Below are 15148 nucleotides of genomic sequence, written 5' to 3' on the forward strand. Positions count from 1 at the left end.
TAGACCGGGGACATCGTTTACACCTTTACAGGCTTGAAACGCGTTTGGCGCCCCTTTCAAGCCTGCCTAAACAGTGGCTGCAAAGGTACAGTTCCCAAGCATCATCAGCCACCTCCTTCAGCGCGATGTCCTCTCCAATCAGAGCCTCTCCTAGAAAAATCAGCTGTCCTTTCCATTTAATTTCCCCATTTGACCGAACCTTGCGCACTTCAACATCGAAACCATATTCAAGCGCAGGCAAGTAACCGGGATAAGCGCGTATCGACGGGCTATAGACAGATGCCGGTGGTTTCATGCCCAGCGCGGTATGCGGTCGGTGGTGGTTGAAGTCTTGGATGAAATCCTGAAAAGCCAACTGCTGGCGCACCAGGTTTTCCGCCGGTGGCACTGCTGCCTTTAACGTTCGATGCATCCGTTCATGTCGACCATTTTGGTCGGGACGGCCTGGCGTAATCGTTTCGACATGGATTCCAAGCCTGATGAACCAAACCGATAACTTCGAAAGTCGCGCCAGACCTGTCGATGCGAAAGGAGCGCCATTGTCAGTGCGGATCACATCCGGCAGCCCATATTCTCGAAAAGCCCACTCGAAGCCTTCCCGCGTCGGCGCTCCGTGCGTACTGGGCAAAGCGCGACAGACGAATAAAAAGCGGCTCATCTGATCGGTTATGGTCAGCGGATAGCACCAATTACCGTCCTGCATTTTGAACTGCCCTTTGTAATCAGCACACCAAGTCTGGTTGGGCGCGTCGACCGGACGCAAATGTGTTGGAGCACGGGGACGCGGGGGATAGGGCCGTCGCGCCACCACCAAACCAGCTTTCTTCAGCCACTCCCCGGCGGTACTCGCCGCCGGCCATTGGATATGCGAATCGGAAACGCGCAGGCGATCAATGATCTGTTTGGGTCCCCGATCGGGATGTTCGTTTTTCTTGGCCAGCAACTTGGCGATGATTTCGTCGGGCGTTTGATGAGGACAGTTCAACGGCTTGCGCGATTGCTCTTTCAAGCCATCTACGCCCAACGCTGCGTATCGTTCCAGCCACTTGTCGATGGTCGGACGGCTGACGCCATAGCGCCGGCTTAATTGGCTCTTGGTGTAACTGCCGCCAAGCCAGTCGCTGACTAACTTCACTCGTTGATCCATTGGGGACTCTTGATTCCAGGGCATGGTCAGCACCTCCTGACCATGATTGATACCTGTAAACCATGTCCCCGGTCTCAAACGTAAAGGATGTACCCGGTCTTTACCCACCCCAGCCCTCTCCCGGAGGGAGAGGGGGCCGACCGAGGTGTCTGGCGTCATACATCGACCTGACAATCCGAGTCGATTATGGATTCAACACAGCAAAATCAGGTCGGCGTACTTCTAAAATATCCCCCAATCAGTTCCCTCTCCCTCCGGGAGAGGGCTAGGGTGAGGGGCTTTTGAAGTGTGAACAGGTGTCGAAGCGTTGTTCGAATGGCCTCATCGCGAGCAGGCTCAATCTTGGATTATGAATCCCTGCCCCTGTAGGAGCTGCGGCACGCTGCGATCTTTTGATATTGAAGATCAAAAGATCGCAGCCTCGTTTCACTCGACAGCTCCTACAGGGCGTTTCTCAACCATTACTCTGAGCGTAATGATTCACCACCGTGCTTGATTGATGCCCCCACCCCACACGCCTACCTTAGCTCCACGACAGCGAACCCCGTGGAGTGAGCATGACAACAACAATTTCCCCCGACTCGCGCTGGACGCGGCGGCGCGATGAGAAGCAGCGCCGCCTCGACAAAGTGCGCGGGCTGGCCGACGGTGTGGTGTTGCCCACCGACAAGATCGTCGCCGCGCTTGAAGCGCTGATCCATCCCGGCGACCGTGTGGTGCTGGAGGGCAACAACCAGAAGCAGGCGGATTTCCTCTCCCGTTCGCTGGCTAAAGCCGACCCGGAAAAGCTCCACGACCTGCACATGATCATGCCCAGCGTCGGCCGCTCCGAGCACCTCGACCTGTTCGAACGCGGCATCGCCCGCAAACTGGATTTCTCCTTCGCCGGCACCCAGAGCCTGCGCATCAGCCAGTTGCTTGAAGACGGCTTGCTGGAAGTCGGTGCGATCCACACTTACATCGAACTCTACGCCCGGCTGGTGGTGGATCTGATCCCCAACGTCGTGCTCTCCGCCGGGTTCATGGCCGACCGCGCCGGCAACATCTACACCGGCCCGAGCACCGAAGACACCCCGGCACTGATCGAACCGGCGGCGTTCAGCGACGGCATCGTCATCGTCCAGGTCAACCAATTGGTCGACGACGTCAGCGAGCTACCCCGCGTTGATATTCCCGCGTCATGGGTCGATTTCGTCGTGGTGGCCGACAAGCCGTTCTACATCGAACCGCTGTTCACCCGCGACCCACGCCATATCAAGCCTATGCACGTGTTGATGGCGATGATGGCGATTCGCGGGATCTACGAAAAACACAACGTGCAGTCGCTCAACCACGGCATCGGTTTCAACACCGCTGCCATTGAGCTGATCCTGCCGACCTACGGCGAATCCCTCGGCCTCAAAGGCAAGATCTGCCGCAACTGGACGCTCAACCCGCACCCAACATTGATCCCGGCGATTGAAAGTGGCTGGGTCGAAAGCGTGCATTGCTTCGGCACCGAACTGGGCATGGAAAACTACATCGCCGCGCGCCCCGACGTGTTCTTCACCGGTCGCGATGGCTCGCTGCGTTCCAACCGGATGTTCTGCCAACTCGCCGGGCAATACGCGGTGGATCTGTTTATCGGCGCGACGCTGCAGGTCGATGGCGATGGCCATTCCTCAACCGTCACCCGTGGCCGCCTCGCCGGTTTCGGTGGCGCGCCGAACATGGGCCACGACCCGCGCGGTCGCCGTCACGGCACCCCGGCGTGGCTGGACATGCGCCACGACGACTCGCAGCAACCGATGCTCGAACGCGGCAAAAAACTCGTGGTGCAAATGGTCGAGACCTTCCAGGAGGGCGGCAAACCGACCTTCGTTGAAACCCTCGACGCGGTAGAAGTGGCGAAGAAAAGCGGCATGCCGCTGGCGCCGATCATGATCTACGGCGACGACGTCACCCACCTGCTCACTGAAGAAGGCATCGCCTACCTGTACAAGGCGCGTTCGTTGGAAGAGCGCCAGGCAATGATCGCCGCGGTTGCGGGCGTCACCGCCATCGGCCTGCGCCACAACCCGAAAGACACCGAACGTATGCGCCGCGAAGGCCTGATCGCCTTGCCCGAAGACCTCGGTATCCGCCGCACCGACGCCACCCGCGAATTGCTCGCGGCGAAAAGCGTGGCTGATCTGGTCGAGTGGTCCGGCGGCTTGTACAACCCGCCCGCGAAATTCAGGAGCTGGTAATGCACGCACTTAACCTGCAAGCGAAACCGCTGTCCCTGGCTGATCGATTGGCCGATCTGGCGGTGGACGCGTTGATCGACGAAGCCGATCTGTCGCCGAAACCGGCACTGGTCGACCGTCGCGGCAACGGCGCGCACACCGATCTGCACTTGGGTCTGATGCACGCTTCGGCGCTGTCGTTGTGGCCGGCGTTCAAGGAAATGGCTGAAGCGGCGGTTGCAATCGGTGAAGTCAATTCAACGTTGCGCGAAGCGATTGGCCGCATCGGGCGCGAAGGCGAACAAGCGATGCTCACCACCACCAACGGCGTGAACACGCATCGTGGGGCGATCTGGGCCTTGGGATTATTGGTGACCGCCGCTGCGCTGGAACCACAATCCTCTAGTGCCAACGCAGTCTCTCTGCGCGCTGCACGTTTGGCCTTGCTGGACGATCGCCACGCACCCAAACCCTTGAGCCATGGCGCGCAAGTCGCCCTGCGTTACGGCGCACGCGGCGCTCGGGAAGAAGCGCAACTCGGCTTCCCCTCGGTGCTGCAACGCGGTCTGCCACAACTCAAACGCAGCCGCGCCAACGCCAGCGGCGAACAGAACGCCCGGCTCGACGCCTTGCTCGCAATCATGACCAATCTGGCCGACACCTGCGTGCTCTACCGCGCCGGCGAAGAGGGTTTGCAGGCCATGCAACTTGGCGCGCAAGGCGTGCTCGACGCCGGTGGCAGCGCCAGCCTCAGCGGTCGCCGCCGGCTGCACGAACTCGATCAACAACTCATCGCATTGAATGCCTCACCCGGTGGCGCCGCCGACTTGCTCGCCGCCACGCTGCTGCTCGACCGTATCGAGCACAACGGCATCCTTCAGGGAGCGTTTTGATGGAAACCCTATCGTTTGAATTCCCCGCCGGGCAGCCGCCACGCGGTCGCGCGCTGGTCGGTTGTGTCGGTTCGGGTGATCTGGAAGTGCTGATCGAACCGGGCCTGGCCGGCAAGCTGACGATCAATGTGCAGACTTCGGTCAACGGCGCGCAACTGCGCTGGCAGCATCTGTTTGCGCGGATGTTCGACGGCACCACGCCGCCGGCGATGGCCATCGATATCCACGACTTCGGCGCGACGCCGGGGGTGGTGCGCTTGCGTCTGGAACAAGGTTTCGAGGAGATCGGCCATGACTGACAGCGCCGCGTTGCTCAACAAACACAGCTTCGTCGAACTCGGCGCGCGGCAACGGGCGAAAGCCTTGCTCGATGCCGGCAGCTTTCGCGAATTGCTCGACCCGTTTCAACGGGTGATGTCGCCGTGGCTTGAACGCCAGGGCGTGGTGCCGCAGGCCGATGACGGCGTGGTGATCGCCAAGGGCAGCCTCGATGGGTTGCCGGTGGTGATTGCCGCGATTGAAGGCGCCTTTCAGGGTGGCAGCCTCGGCGAAGTCGGCGGGGCGAAGATTGCCGGTGCGCTGGAACTGGCGGCTGAAGACAACCGCAAAGGCATTCCGACCCGCGCGGTGTTGCTGCTGGAAACCGGTGGCGTGCGTTTGCAGGAAGCCAATCTCGGGCTGGCGGCGATTGCTGATATTCATGCGGCAATTGTCGATTTGCAGCAGTACCAACCGGTGGTCGGTGTGGTCGCCGGCAGCGTTGGGTGTTTCGGCGGCATGTCGATTGCCGCTGCGTTGTGTAGCTATTTGCTGGTGACTCAGGAAGCACGCCTCGGTTTGAACGGCCCGCAAGTGATCGAACAGGAAGCCGGGATCGAGGAATACGACTCGCGCGACCGGCCGTTCATCTGGAGCCTGACCGGTGGCGAGCAGCGTTTCGCCAGTGGTCTGGTGGATCGTTATGTCGCCGATGACGTGGCGAGGATTCGTCAGCAGGTGGGTGAATTACTGCAGCAGGGTTTGCCAGCGAAACCACGCAGCCAGCGTGCCGAGTGGTTCCTGCAACGCCTGAGCAGTCTGAACACTGACCCGCAAATCGAACCGTCGGTGGTTCGCGATCTGTATCGAGGAGAGCGCTCATGAGCGGCTATTCATTGCGCGGTTTGAACTGGTTCAACGCCTTGAGCGCGGGCGCCAAAAGTGTTGAAGGACTGCCGCCATCGTTGAGGGTTGCTGACGGTGAGCTGGGGCGTTTTATCGCTGTGGTCGCTGATCCGGACAATCGTTTTCCTCGCGCTCGCAATGGCGAGGTCGGCTTGCTCGAAGGCTGGGGTCTGGCCAAGGCGGTGCATGACGCGATCACGGCTGACCGCGACAAAGCGCAGAAGCGCCCGATCATCGCCATCGTCGATGTGCCGAGCCAGGCTTATGGTCGGCGCGAAGAAGCCCTCGGCATTCATCAGGCGCTGGCCGGGGCGGCGGACAGTTATGCCCGTGCGCGTCTGGCCGGGCATCCGGTGATTGCGTTGTTGGTGGGGAAAGCGATGTCCGGGGCGTTTCTCGCTCACGGTTATCAGGCCAATCGTTTGATTGCGCTGCGCGATCCGGGTGTGATGGTGCATGCGATGGGCAAGGCTTCGGCGGCGCGGGTGACCTTGCGCAGTGTTGAAGAACTGGAAGCGCTGGCCGCCAGTGTGCCGCCGATGGCTTATGACATCGACAGTTATGCCAGCCTCGGATTGTTCTGGGAAACCCTGTCGGTGCAGCAGATTGAACAGCCAACCGCAGAGGATCTATCAAGGGTCAACGAGTGCCTCAAGCAAGCCATCGGTGATATCACCGGTGCTGACTTGAGCAATCGTCTCGGCGCAAAAAATCGTGCTGCCTCCAGCCGTGTACGCGAACTGTTGAGGGCGCAGTGGTGAGCACCCCTCTGGCCCACGATCTGCTCTGGGGCATGACCCCGGCGCAGCTGCCGGCGGATGCGCCGTTGTGGGCCGTCGAGTCGCTGGCCGCCGGGCAACCGGTGGTGGTGCGGCGGGCGCTGAGCGATGAGGGTTTTATCGCGGTCGGCGTGCGCGGTGTGTTGCGCGAGCAGCGCTTGGCGGCGTTTATGGCGGTCGATTCGATTGCCTGTCGGGTCAGCCCGGAAGCGCTGTGTCAGGTCGACAGCGAGCGCGATCTGCCAGTCATGCAGGCGCTCAAACAACTGCGGCCGATGCTCGACGATTGCGGTTGGGTCTGGGGAGTCAGCGGCAGCGTCGGGTTTGAATTGGCCAGTGGTTTTACCGCGATGCACGCGGCCAGCGATCTCGATTTGATTTTGCGTACACCGCAGATGATCACGCGTAATCAGGCAAGCAAGTTCGTTGAGCTTTTCGATCAAGCCGCGTGCCGGATCGACATGCAATTGCAGACGCCATTCGGTGCTGTGGCGTTGCGTGAGTGGGCCGGCGGCTCGGCGCGCGTGCTGCTGAAAAACGCTCATCAGGCCTGTCTGGTGATTGATCCGTGGAACCCGCAGGAGCAGGCAGCGTGAGCAGCTTGTTGGTATTCCCCGGCCAGGGCGCGCAGCAGGCAGGCATGCTTCAGCGCTTGCCTCGGGAAACGCTGGTCGAGGCCAGTGATGTGCTTGGTGAAAATGTTTTGCTGCTCGATTCTGCTCAGGCACTGCGCACGACAAGAGCGGTTCAACTCTGCCTGCTGATCGCTGGTGTCGCGGCTTCACGGCAGTTGTTGCAGGACGGACTCACGGCGGATTACGTCGCCGGTCTGTCCATCGGCGCTTATCCCGCAGCAGTGGTTGCGGGGGCCTTGAGCTTCAGCGATGCGTTGCACCTGGTCAGCCTGCGCGGTGAGTTGATGCAACAGGCTTATCCACAGGGCTATGGCATGACCGCGATCATCGGCCTGCAATTATCCACAGTCGAAACGCTGCTGGCGCAAGTACACAGCGAGGATTCGCCGGTGTATCTGGCCAACATCAACGCCGACAACCAAGTGGTGATTGCTGGCAGTGACGAGGCGATGCAAACGGTAGCGGATCTGGCGCGCAGTCGCGGCGCCGGTCTGGCAAAACGTCTGGCGGTGAGCGTGCCGTCGCACTGTCCGCTGCTGGAGAAACCGGCGCAAACCCTCGCTGAGGTCTTCGCCAAAGTCGAGTTGAAGACACCGCAGATCGCTTACCTGAGCGGCAGTCGCGCACGCCCTGTGAGCAAAGTCGAAGCGCTGCGCGACGACCTCGCCTTCAACATGTGCCGCGTGGTGGATTGGCGCGGCACCGTGCAAAGCGCCTACGAGCGCGGCGTGCGGCTACAGATCGAATTACCGCCCGGTGCAGTCCTGACCGGCCTTGCGCGCCGCGTATTCGAACAAGGCACCGTGACGGCCTTCGATAGCGCTCGCCTCGACACCCTGCAAGCGCTGTTGCGTGAGGAGGGTAGCCGCCAACCCTAAACCGCCGCGACTCAAGCTTCGAACAACAAAAACAACATTCGACGATGCACTTTGAGGACTACAACAATGATTATTTACGGTGTGGCGCTGCTCGCGATTTGTACGCTGGCAGGGGTGATCATGGGTGACATGCTCGGCGCGTTGTTGGGCGTCAAATCCAATGTCGGCGGGGTCGGCATCGCCATGATCCTGCTGATTTGCGCGCGGTTGTGGATGCAGAAACGCGGCGGCATGACCAAGGATTGCGAGATGGGCGTTGGCTTCTGGGGCGCCATGTATATTCCGGTGGTGGTGGCGATGGCCGCGCAACAGAACGTCGTCACTGCGCTGCATGGCGGCACGGTGGCGGTGCTGGCCGCGATTGGTTCGGTGGTGGTCTGTGGTTGCACGATTGCCTTGATCAGCCGCACCCACAAAGGTGAGCCGTTGCCTGACGAACCGCTGGAAATCTCCCCGGTCGGCACGCCAGTAGGGGGTCGCTGATATGTGGGATCTCATCGAAAAAGGTCTGGAACACAACGGTCTGGTCACTGCATTCGCCTTCGTCGGCGTGATCATGTGGGTGTCGGTGGTGCTCTCCAAACGCCTGACGTTCGGACGCATTCACGGTTCGGCGATTGCCATCGTTATCGGCCTGGTATTGGCGTGGGTCGGCGGCACCATGACTGGCGGCCAGAAAGGCCTGGCGGACCTGACGTTGTTCTCTGGCATCGGCCTGATGGGCGGGGCAATGCTGCGTGATTTTGCGATTGTGGCCACGGCGTTTGAAGTGCAGGCGACCGAGGCGAAAAAGGCTGGGTTGATCGGTGTGGTCGCGCTGTTGCTGGGCACGATTCTGCCGTTCATTGTTGGCGCGTGTATGGCTTGGGTATTTGGATATCGTGATGCGGTGAGCATGACCACCATTGGTGCGGGCGCGGTGACTTATATTGTCGGGCCGGTGACGGGGGCGGCGATTGGTGCGACCTCGGATGTGATGGCGTTGTCGATTGCGACCGGGTTGATCAAGGCGATTCTGGTGATGGTCGGTACGCCGGTGGCGGCGCGCTGGATGGGGCTGGATAACCCGCGTTCGGCGATGGTGTTTGGTGGCTTGGCCGGGACTGTCAGCGGCGTTACAGCTGGGCTGGCGGCGACGGATCGGCGGTTGGTGCCTTATGGCGCGTTGACGGCGACGTTCCATACCGGGCTGGGGTGCTTGCTGGGACCATCGTTGTTGTTCTTCATTGTTCGCGGGATTGTGGGCTGAAGATCAAAAGCCCCTCACCCTAGCCCTCTCCCGGAGGGAGAGGGGACTGACCGAGTTGTTTTGGCGTTGTACATCGACCTGAAATATTTATGTCGAACTCAGGTTCCGAACCCATGGAGATCTGCTCCCTTTCCCCCTCGCCCCCTTGGGGGAGAGGGCTGGGGTGAGGGGGTAGGCTCTTGATCTGCTGTTAATCCACCAACTGCCGATTCGCATACATCCGACACTCCGCCAACAACGCCAGCAAATTCGGATCGCGCTCCTTGGCCTTCAAAAACACCACGCCAATGTGCTGCTGCAACCGATACTTCGCCTGCAACGGAATCAGCTTCACCCGGTTCTCATACACCGCTGCAATCCGCCCCGGCAGCAACGCATAACCCACCCCCGAACTGACCATGCTCAGCAGCGTGAAAATGTCATTCACCTGCATTGCCACTTTCGGCTCGAACCCCGCCTGCTTGAAAACCCGGTTGCCGTCCTGATGCGTGGCAAAGCCCTGGGTCAAGGTGATGAACGTTTCATCACGCACTTCCGCCAGATCGACTTCACTGCGCTGAGCAAACTTTGAATCCGCCGGGGTGGCGAGGAAGATGTCATCGGAGAACAGCGCAATCTGCTCGCAGTCCGGGTCGTTGATGCTGTCGTCCAGCGACACCAGAATCGCGTCGACTTCCATGTTTTTCAGCTTGTAGAGCAGGTCGATGTTCGAGCCGAGGATCAGGTCGATGTTGAGTTCGCTGCGACGGATCTTCAGGCCCATGATCAGTTGCGGCACGGTTTTTACTGTCAGCGAATACAAGGATCCGAGTTTGAAGCGTTCGGCAGAGAACCCGGCAGCTTCGCGGGTCAGGCGTACGCTTTCGACGACGTCGTTGATCAGTTTCTGCGCGCGTTCTTCGAGGACGTAAGCGCTTTCCAGCGGCGTCAGGTTGCGGCCTTCGTGTTTGAACAACGGGCAGCGCAAGGCACTTTCCAGCGAATGAATGGCGCGGTGCACGCTGACGTTGCTGGTCTGCAGCTCGGCCGCAGCACGGGCGAGGTTGCCGGTGCGCATGAAAGCGAGGAACACCTCGAGTTTTTTCAGGGTCAATTCTTCGTCGATCAGCATGGCGCGGACTCTTTTTGGTATCGGCCGATTGTGCACGGAAGATCAAAAGATCGCAGCCTTCGGCAGCTCCTACATTGCAATGCGATCACCTGTAGGAGCTGCCGAAGGCTGCGATCTTTTGATCTTGGCTTTGAACAGAAACATTGCGCTTTTACGCTCAAGGCCCGAGCCTTGCGCGCTGCGGTAATGAATGTGAGGTGAGCAATACATGTATCACGGAGAACGATTGAACGCCTGGACCCATCTGGTCGGGGCAGTGGCGGCTTTTGTCGGCGGCGTGTGGATGTTGGTGATCGCCTGCCTCGACGGCAGCCCGTGGAAGATTGTCAGTGTGGCGATTTACGCATTCACTTTGCTGGTGCTCTACAGCGCCTCGACCGTGTACCACAGCGTGCGCGGGCGCAAGAAAGCGATCATGAAAAAGGTCGATCACTTTTCGATCTACCTGTTGATCGCCGGCAGTTACACGCCATTCTGCCTGGTAACCCTGCGCGGGCCGTGGGGCTGGACGTTGTTCGGGATTGTCTGGGGGCTGGCGCTGATCGGCATTCTGCAAGAGATCAAACCGCGTTCGGAAGCGCGGATTCTGTCGATCGTGATTTACGCGGTGATGGGCTGGATTGTGTTGGTAGCGGTGAAGCCTTTGATTGCGGCGCTGGGCACGACCGGGTTTGCCTGGCTGGCGTCGGGCGGGGTTTTGTACACGGTGGGGATTATCTTTTTTGCCCTTGATCATCGCTTGCGGCATGCGCACGGGATCTGGCATTTGTTCGTGATCGCCGGGAGTCTGCTGCACTTTGTGGCGATTATGTTTTATGTCCTCTAACCAGAATCATCCCCAATCCCCTGTGGGAGCGAGCCTGCTCGCGAAGGCGTCAGTTCAGGCAACATCTTTGTTGAATGAAACACCGCATTCGCGAGCAGGCTCGCTCCCACATTAGTTCTATGCAGGGTTCAGGTTATTGAGTTGTTCTTGCGCACGATCGCTGAAGATTTTCAGCAGATCGTTGAGGGTATGCGGCGGTGGTTCGCTGGCGCGGGTCACGGCGTACAGGGTGATCGGCAGCGGCGGGGCCAACGGGCGAATCGTGGTGGTCGCCGATGACGCGCCGAGCGCAGTAAACGGATCAATCACCGCCACCCCCGCACCCGATTCCACCATCGCCCGCGCCAGTGAATACGTCTGCACGGCAATCCGCACCAACGGCGGCGGTTCGACCGCTTCCAGGTAACTGTCGAGCCGCGCCGCCAACGGATCGGCACTCGACAGACCAATCAACGACGCCCCCGCCAGCGCCATCAACGGCAGAGGTTTTCCTGCCTCTTCAACCGGCCAGAAATCTTTCGGTGCCAACGCCACCAACACCCCTGACGCCAGCGCCTGCGCCTTCAGACCCGGGTGATCGGGCAACTGCAAGGTCAGCGCAACATCCACTTCACGCATCAACAAATTCTGCATCAGCTCACGGCTGTGCGCGCTGGACAGTTCGCAAGCGATGTCCGGGTAGCGCGTTGTCCACTGATGAATCGCCGGCGGCAGCAGCGACAAGGCCAGCGCCGGCGTCGCGCCGATGCGCAAACTGTGTCCCGGCTCGCGACGCAGGCTCTGCGCTAGACGCCGCACGCCTTGCAGGCTTTCCGTGACCTTGTCGACTTCGCGCTCCAGTTCGAGCGCTTCCGGGGTCGCCTGCAACTTGCCACGCACACGCAGAAACAACGGAAACCCCAGTTGCTGTTCGGCGTGCTGCAACACCTTGCTCACCGCCGGTTGCGAGACGTGCAGCAACTGCGCGGCGCCGCTGACCGAGCCGGTCTGGCGAATGGCCTGGAAAATCTCGATGTGACGTAGACGCATGGCGAGTCCATAACCTTTGTTTATGGTTAAGGCATCTTTATTCATTGTCCGGCGGCTGTCACCTGGCTCTAACCTCGAATCCGTCTTTAGCAGGATTCAGAGGCAGCAATGGCTCAGCGTGTGTGCATCATCGGCGGTGGCGTGATCGGTCTGGCAACGGCCTATGCGCTGGTGCGCGACGGCTTTGAAGTGACGGTGATCGAGGCGCGTGATGCGCTCGGCAGCGAGACCAGTTTTGCCAACGGCGGCCAGTTGTCCTATCGCTACGTCGCGCCGCTGGCCGATGCCGGCGTGCCGATGCAGGCGATTGGCTGGATGCTGCGCGGCGACTCACCGCTCAAGCTGCGTCCGCGTCTGGATCCAGCGCAATGGCGCTGGATGGCGGCGTTTCTTGCCGCCTGTCGCACTTCGGTCAACCGTGAAAATGCCGCGCATCTGCTGCGTTTGGCGCTGTTCAGTCAGAGCACGCTGAAGCGCTGGCGCGAGGACGATGGGCTGGACGGATTCAACTGGCGGCGCAACGGCAAACTGGTGACCTTCCGCAACGCCGGCAGCTTTGAGCATGCACGCAAAGGCCTGGCCGATCCGCAGCAACAGCAGGTGATGTCCGCCAGCGAATGCGCGCAACTGGAACCGGCGCTGGCCGATGCGCCGTTCGTGGGTGCGATCTATACGCCGGACGAAGAGGTCGGCGATTGCCACGGTTTCTGTCAGCAACTGGCGGCGCGATTGAAGGCGTCCGCGCGTTGCGAGTTTCGCCTCGGCCAAGCGGTGACCGCGATTCGGCACAGTAACGGCGCGGTCACCGCTATCGAGTTGGGCGGTGAAACGCTGCCCGTCGAGCAACTGGTGATCGCCGCCGGCCATCGCAGTTCATTGCTGGCGCTGCCCGGTCTGCGTTTGCCGCTGTATCCGCTTAAGGGCTACAGCCTGACCGTGCCGATCAGTAGCGAGCACCGTGCGCCGGACGTTAGCATCACCGACTACGACCGCAAGATCGTCTACGCGCGCATCGGCGAACAGCTGCGCGTGGCGGCGATGGTGGATATTGTCGGCTTCGATCCGGCAGTTGATCCGCAGCGATTGGCGCTGATCAAACGTCAGGCCCGCGACACTTTTCCCGAGGCCGGAAACTATGACGCCGCAACCGAGTGGGCTGGTATGCGCCCGGCGACGCCAACCGGTGTGCCTCTTTTGGGCGCCACGGCCTATCGCAATCTGTGGCTGAATCTCGGTCACGGTGCGCTCGGTTTTACCCTTGCGTGCGGCAGCGGGCAGTTGCTCCGCGAGCTGATCGGCCAACAACACACGTCGATTGATCTGCACGGTTTCAATCCCCGTGCGGCTTGATTGATCAACGCTTTACCGTTCAAACAACCACACCGACAACGGAGAATAACAATGCAAAAAATCACGTTGCTTGCCTGTACGTTGGGACTGCTGATCGGCAGTCAGGCCCACGCCAATGAGGCGCCATTGACTGGCACGCTCGGCAAGATCGCCAGCGCCAACAGCATCACGCTGGGCTATCGCGACGCCTCGGTGCCGTTCTCTTACGTGGGCGATAACACCGGTAAACCAATGGGTTATTCGGTGGATCTGGCGGGCAAGATTGTCGAGCGCATTCAGCAGCAACTGGCGCGGCCGGATTTGAAAGTGAAGTACAACCTCGTCACTTCGCAGACGCGGATTCCGCTGGTGCAGAACGGCACGGTCGACCTTGAGTGCGGCTCCACCGGCGTCACCGCCGAGCGGCAGAAACAGGTGTCTTTTTCCTATGGGTTCATCTACGTCAAAGGCCAGTTGCTGACGGCCAAGGACAGCGGCATCAAAAGCTTCGACGACCTGCGCGGCAAGAACGTGGTGACCACGGCGGGCACGACCAATGAGCGCTACCTGAAGAGCTACAACCACGATCACAAACTCGACATGTCAGTGATCAGCGCCAAGGATCATGGCGAGGCGTTCCAGATGCTCGAGTCGGGACGTGCAGCGGCGTTCTATATGGACGACGCGCTGCTCTACGGCGAACGGGCCAAGGCGCGCGATCCGCATAACTGGGTGGTGGTGGGGGAGGAGCAGTCGCGGGAAATCTACAGCTGCATGGTGCGCAAGGATGATCCGCAGTTTCTGGCGCTGGTGAATGGCGCGTTGGCGGATCTGTATCGTTCGGGGGAGATCAACGGGATTTATCAGCGCTGGTTTGAACAGCCGATCCCGCCGAAGGGGTTGAACCTGGAGTTTCCGATGACCAGCGAGTTGAAGGCGATTATTGCCAAACCGGTGAGTGATCCGGTTCAGTAAAATCAAAAGATCGCAGCCTGCGGCAGCTCCTACAGGGGAATACTGTGTAGGAGCTGCCGAAGGCTGCGATCTTTTAAGGCCCTAAAAATCACCCCATAACTGCTGAGCCACCGCCAATGCAACCACCGGCGCAGTCTCGGTGCGCAATACCCGCGGCCCAAGCCGGGCCGCATGGAAACCGTTGCCCTTGGCCTGCTCAACCTCAGCATCCTTCAACCCGCCCTCAGGCCCGATCAGGAACGCCAAAGTCGCTGGTTTGGCATGACTCACCAACGGCTCCGCCACCGGGTGCAGCACCAGTTTCAACTCGGCTTCGGTCTGCTTGATCCAGTCTGCCAGCAACACCGGCGGGTGAATCACCGGCACTCGCGAACGACCACATTGTTCACACGCACTGATCGCCACCTGACGCCAGTGCAGCAGGCGTTTGTCGGCGCGTTCGTCCTTGAGGCGGACTTCGCAGCGGTCGCTGAAGATCGGCGTGATTTCATTCACGCCGAGTTCGGTGGCTTTCTGAATCGCCCAATCCATGCGCTCGCCTCGGGACAAGCCCTGGCCGAGGTGGATGTGCAGCGGCGATTCAACCTGACCGGCGAATTGCTCGTTGATCTGCACGGTCACGCGCTTCTTGCCGACTTCCAGCAGGACGCCGCGAAACTCATGGCCGGAACCGTCGAACATCTGCACCGCATCGCCCTCGGCCATGCGCAGCACGCGGCTGATGTAATGCGCCTGGGCCTCCGGCAATTCGTGTTCGCCGGTGCTCAGGGGGGCGTCGATAAAGAAGCGGGACAGTCTCATTTCGGGTCTCTCAGATTAGATCGTTCCCACGCTCTGCGTGGGAATGCCTCAATGGACGCTCTGCGTCCGCTTTGGGACGCGGAGCGTCCCGGACTGCATTCCCACGCGGAGCGTGGGAACGAGCG

At 60.5% G+C, this 15148-nt stretch carries 16 protein-coding genes; 12 read left to right on the forward strand and 4 right to left on the reverse strand.

The features are described from left to right. Nucleotides 1-25 precede the first annotated feature (25 nt). Nucleotides 26-1171 carry an integrase core domain-containing protein gene (locus tag ACP3TY_RS27590; RefSeq protein WP_426618919.1) on the reverse strand — a complete coding sequence of 382 codons (1146 nt, stop codon included), beginning with the start codon at nucleotides 1169-1171 and terminating at the stop codon, nucleotides 26-28. Nucleotides 1172-1704: 533 nt separating this feature from the next. Here ACP3TY_RS27590 and mdcA point away from each other — a divergent pair. The 9 genes from mdcA to madM all read left to right on the forward strand — a co-directional run bounded on the left by mdcA (nucleotide 1705) and on the right by madM (nucleotide 8952). Further along, nucleotides 1705-3375, forward strand: coding sequence for a malonate decarboxylase subunit alpha (mdcA, locus tag ACP3TY_RS27595; RefSeq protein ID WP_426618920.1), 1671 nt, complete (start codon nucleotides 1705-1707; stop codon nucleotides 3373-3375). Further along, complete coding sequence (locus ACP3TY_RS27600; protein ID WP_426618921.1) at nucleotides 3375-4247, forward strand: triphosphoribosyl-dephospho-CoA synthase; 873 nt, start codon at nucleotides 3375-3377, stop codon at nucleotides 4245-4247. The genes mdcA and ACP3TY_RS27600 overlap by 1 nt, the downstream gene beginning before the upstream one ends. Beyond that, entirely contained in the window at nucleotides 4247-4546 is a 300-nt protein-coding gene (locus ACP3TY_RS27605) for a malonate decarboxylase subunit delta (protein ID WP_007913697.1), read from the forward strand. Before ACP3TY_RS27600 ends, ACP3TY_RS27605 begins: the two co-directional genes overlap by 1 nt. After that, nucleotides 4539-5390, forward strand: a complete 852-nt coding sequence (locus tag ACP3TY_RS27610) for a biotin-independent malonate decarboxylase subunit beta (protein ID WP_426618922.1) — start codon at nucleotides 4539-4541, stop codon at nucleotides 5388-5390. The genes ACP3TY_RS27605 and ACP3TY_RS27610 overlap by 8 nt, the downstream gene beginning before the upstream one ends. Beyond that, nucleotides 5387-6172 carry a biotin-independent malonate decarboxylase subunit gamma gene (gene mdcE, locus ACP3TY_RS27615; protein ID WP_426618923.1) on the forward strand — a complete coding sequence of 262 codons (786 nt, stop codon included), beginning with the start codon at nucleotides 5387-5389 and terminating at the stop codon, nucleotides 6170-6172. The genes ACP3TY_RS27610 and mdcE overlap by 4 nt, the downstream gene beginning before the upstream one ends. Beyond that, entirely contained in the window at nucleotides 6166-6786 is a 621-nt protein-coding gene (locus ACP3TY_RS27620) for a malonate decarboxylase holo-ACP synthase (protein ID WP_426618924.1), read from the forward strand. The genes mdcE and ACP3TY_RS27620 overlap by 7 nt, the downstream gene beginning before the upstream one ends. After that, nucleotides 6783-7703 (forward strand): malonate decarboxylase subunit epsilon, encoded by a 921-nt coding sequence (mdcH, locus tag ACP3TY_RS27625; protein ID WP_426618925.1) that lies wholly within the window; start codon nucleotides 6783-6785, stop codon nucleotides 7701-7703. Before ACP3TY_RS27620 ends, mdcH begins: the two co-directional genes overlap by 4 nt. Before the next feature lie 66 nt (nucleotides 7704-7769). Then, a complete protein-coding gene (gene madL / locus ACP3TY_RS27630; RefSeq protein WP_053124679.1) occupies nucleotides 7770-8186 on the forward strand; it encodes a malonate transporter subunit MadL in 417 nt (138 codons plus the stop codon). 1 nt (nucleotide 8187) lies between these two features. Further along, a complete protein-coding gene (gene madM, locus ACP3TY_RS27635) occupies nucleotides 8188-8952 on the forward strand; it encodes a malonate transporter subunit MadM (protein WP_053124677.1) in 765 nt (254 codons plus the stop codon). A gap of 190 nt (nucleotides 8953-9142) precedes the next feature. Here madM and ACP3TY_RS27640 read toward each other — a convergent pair whose 3' ends face one another. Continuing rightward, the gene (locus tag ACP3TY_RS27640) at nucleotides 9143-10063 is read right to left on the reverse strand and encodes a LysR family transcriptional regulator (RefSeq protein ID WP_105709341.1); all 921 of its coding nucleotides are present in this window, start codon (nucleotides 10061-10063) and stop codon (nucleotides 9143-9145) included. Nucleotides 10064-10271: 208 nt separating this feature from the next. On the opposite strand from ACP3TY_RS27640, the gene trhA reads away from it, so the two are divergent. Further along, nucleotides 10272-10889: a PAQR family membrane homeostasis protein TrhA gene (gene trhA, locus ACP3TY_RS27645; RefSeq protein WP_053124673.1), complete on the forward strand. Its 618-nt coding sequence runs from the start codon at nucleotides 10272-10274 to the stop codon at nucleotides 10887-10889. A 117-nt stretch (nucleotides 10890-11006) separates the two neighbouring features. Here trhA and ACP3TY_RS27650 read toward each other — a convergent pair whose 3' ends face one another. Then, nucleotides 11007-11918: a LysR family transcriptional regulator gene (locus tag ACP3TY_RS27650; RefSeq protein WP_426618926.1), complete on the reverse strand. Its 912-nt coding sequence runs from the start codon at nucleotides 11916-11918 to the stop codon at nucleotides 11007-11009. 108 nt (nucleotides 11919-12026) lie between these two features. Here ACP3TY_RS27650 and ACP3TY_RS27655 point away from each other — a divergent pair, with 108 nt between their 5' ends. Continuing rightward, nucleotides 12027-13268, forward strand: coding sequence for a D-amino acid dehydrogenase (locus ACP3TY_RS27655; RefSeq protein ID WP_426618927.1), 1242 nt, complete (start codon nucleotides 12027-12029; stop codon nucleotides 13266-13268). Nucleotides 13269-13319: 51 nt separating this feature from the next. Further along, nucleotides 13320-14222, forward strand: coding sequence for a transporter substrate-binding domain-containing protein (locus tag ACP3TY_RS27660; protein WP_212550141.1), 903 nt, complete (start codon nucleotides 13320-13322; stop codon nucleotides 14220-14222). Nucleotides 14223-14303: 81 nt separating this feature from the next. Here the strand turns inward: ACP3TY_RS27660 and ACP3TY_RS27665 are convergent, their stop codons facing one another. Then, entirely contained in the window at nucleotides 14304-15023 is a 720-nt protein-coding gene (locus ACP3TY_RS27665; protein WP_426618928.1) for a 16S rRNA (uracil(1498)-N(3))-methyltransferase, read from the reverse strand. Nucleotides 15024-15148: the final 125 nt, after the last annotated feature.

Source organism: Pseudomonas rustica, assembly GCF_049959085.1.
Classification (GTDB): Bacteria; Pseudomonadota; Gammaproteobacteria; order Pseudomonadales; family Pseudomonadaceae; genus Aquipseudomonas; species Aquipseudomonas rustica.

Coding starts and splice junctions, on each gene's coding strand:
- ACP3TY_RS27590 (WP_426618919.1), bottom strand. CDS start 1,171: ATGCCCTGGAATCAAGAGTCCCCAATGGATCAACGAGTGAAGTTAGTC.
- mdcA (WP_426618920.1), top strand. CDS start 1,705: ATGACAACAACAATTTCCCCCGACTCGCGCTGGACGCGGCGGCGCGAT.
- ACP3TY_RS27600 (WP_426618921.1), top strand. CDS start 3,375: ATGCACGCACTTAACCTGCAAGCGAAACCGCTGTCCCTGGCTGATCGA.
- ACP3TY_RS27605 (WP_007913697.1), top strand. CDS start 4,247: ATGGAAACCCTATCGTTTGAATTCCCCGCCGGGCAGCCGCCACGCGGT.
- ACP3TY_RS27610 (WP_426618922.1), top strand. CDS start 4,539: ATGACTGACAGCGCCGCGTTGCTCAACAAACACAGCTTCGTCGAACTC.
- mdcE (WP_426618923.1), top strand. CDS start 5,387: ATGAGCGGCTATTCATTGCGCGGTTTGAACTGGTTCAACGCCTTGAGC.
- madL (WP_053124679.1), top strand. CDS start 7,770: ATGATTATTTACGGTGTGGCGCTGCTCGCGATTTGTACGCTGGCAGGG.
- madM (WP_053124677.1), top strand. CDS start 8,188: ATGTGGGATCTCATCGAAAAAGGTCTGGAACACAACGGTCTGGTCACT.
- ACP3TY_RS27640 (WP_105709341.1), bottom strand. CDS start 10,063: ATGCTGATCGACGAAGAATTGACCCTGAAAAAACTCGAGGTGTTCCTC.
- trhA (WP_053124673.1), top strand. CDS start 10,272: ATGTATCACGGAGAACGATTGAACGCCTGGACCCATCTGGTCGGGGCA.
- ACP3TY_RS27650 (WP_426618926.1), bottom strand. CDS start 11,918: ATGCGTCTACGTCACATCGAGATTTTCCAGGCCATTCGCCAGACCGGC.
- ACP3TY_RS27655 (WP_426618927.1), top strand. CDS start 12,027: ATGGCTCAGCGTGTGTGCATCATCGGCGGTGGCGTGATCGGTCTGGCA.
- ACP3TY_RS27660 (WP_212550141.1), top strand. CDS start 13,320: ATGCAAAAAATCACGTTGCTTGCCTGTACGTTGGGACTGCTGATCGGC.
- ACP3TY_RS27665 (WP_426618928.1), bottom strand. CDS start 15,023: ATGAGACTGTCCCGCTTCTTTATCGACGCCCCCCTGAGCACCGGCGAA.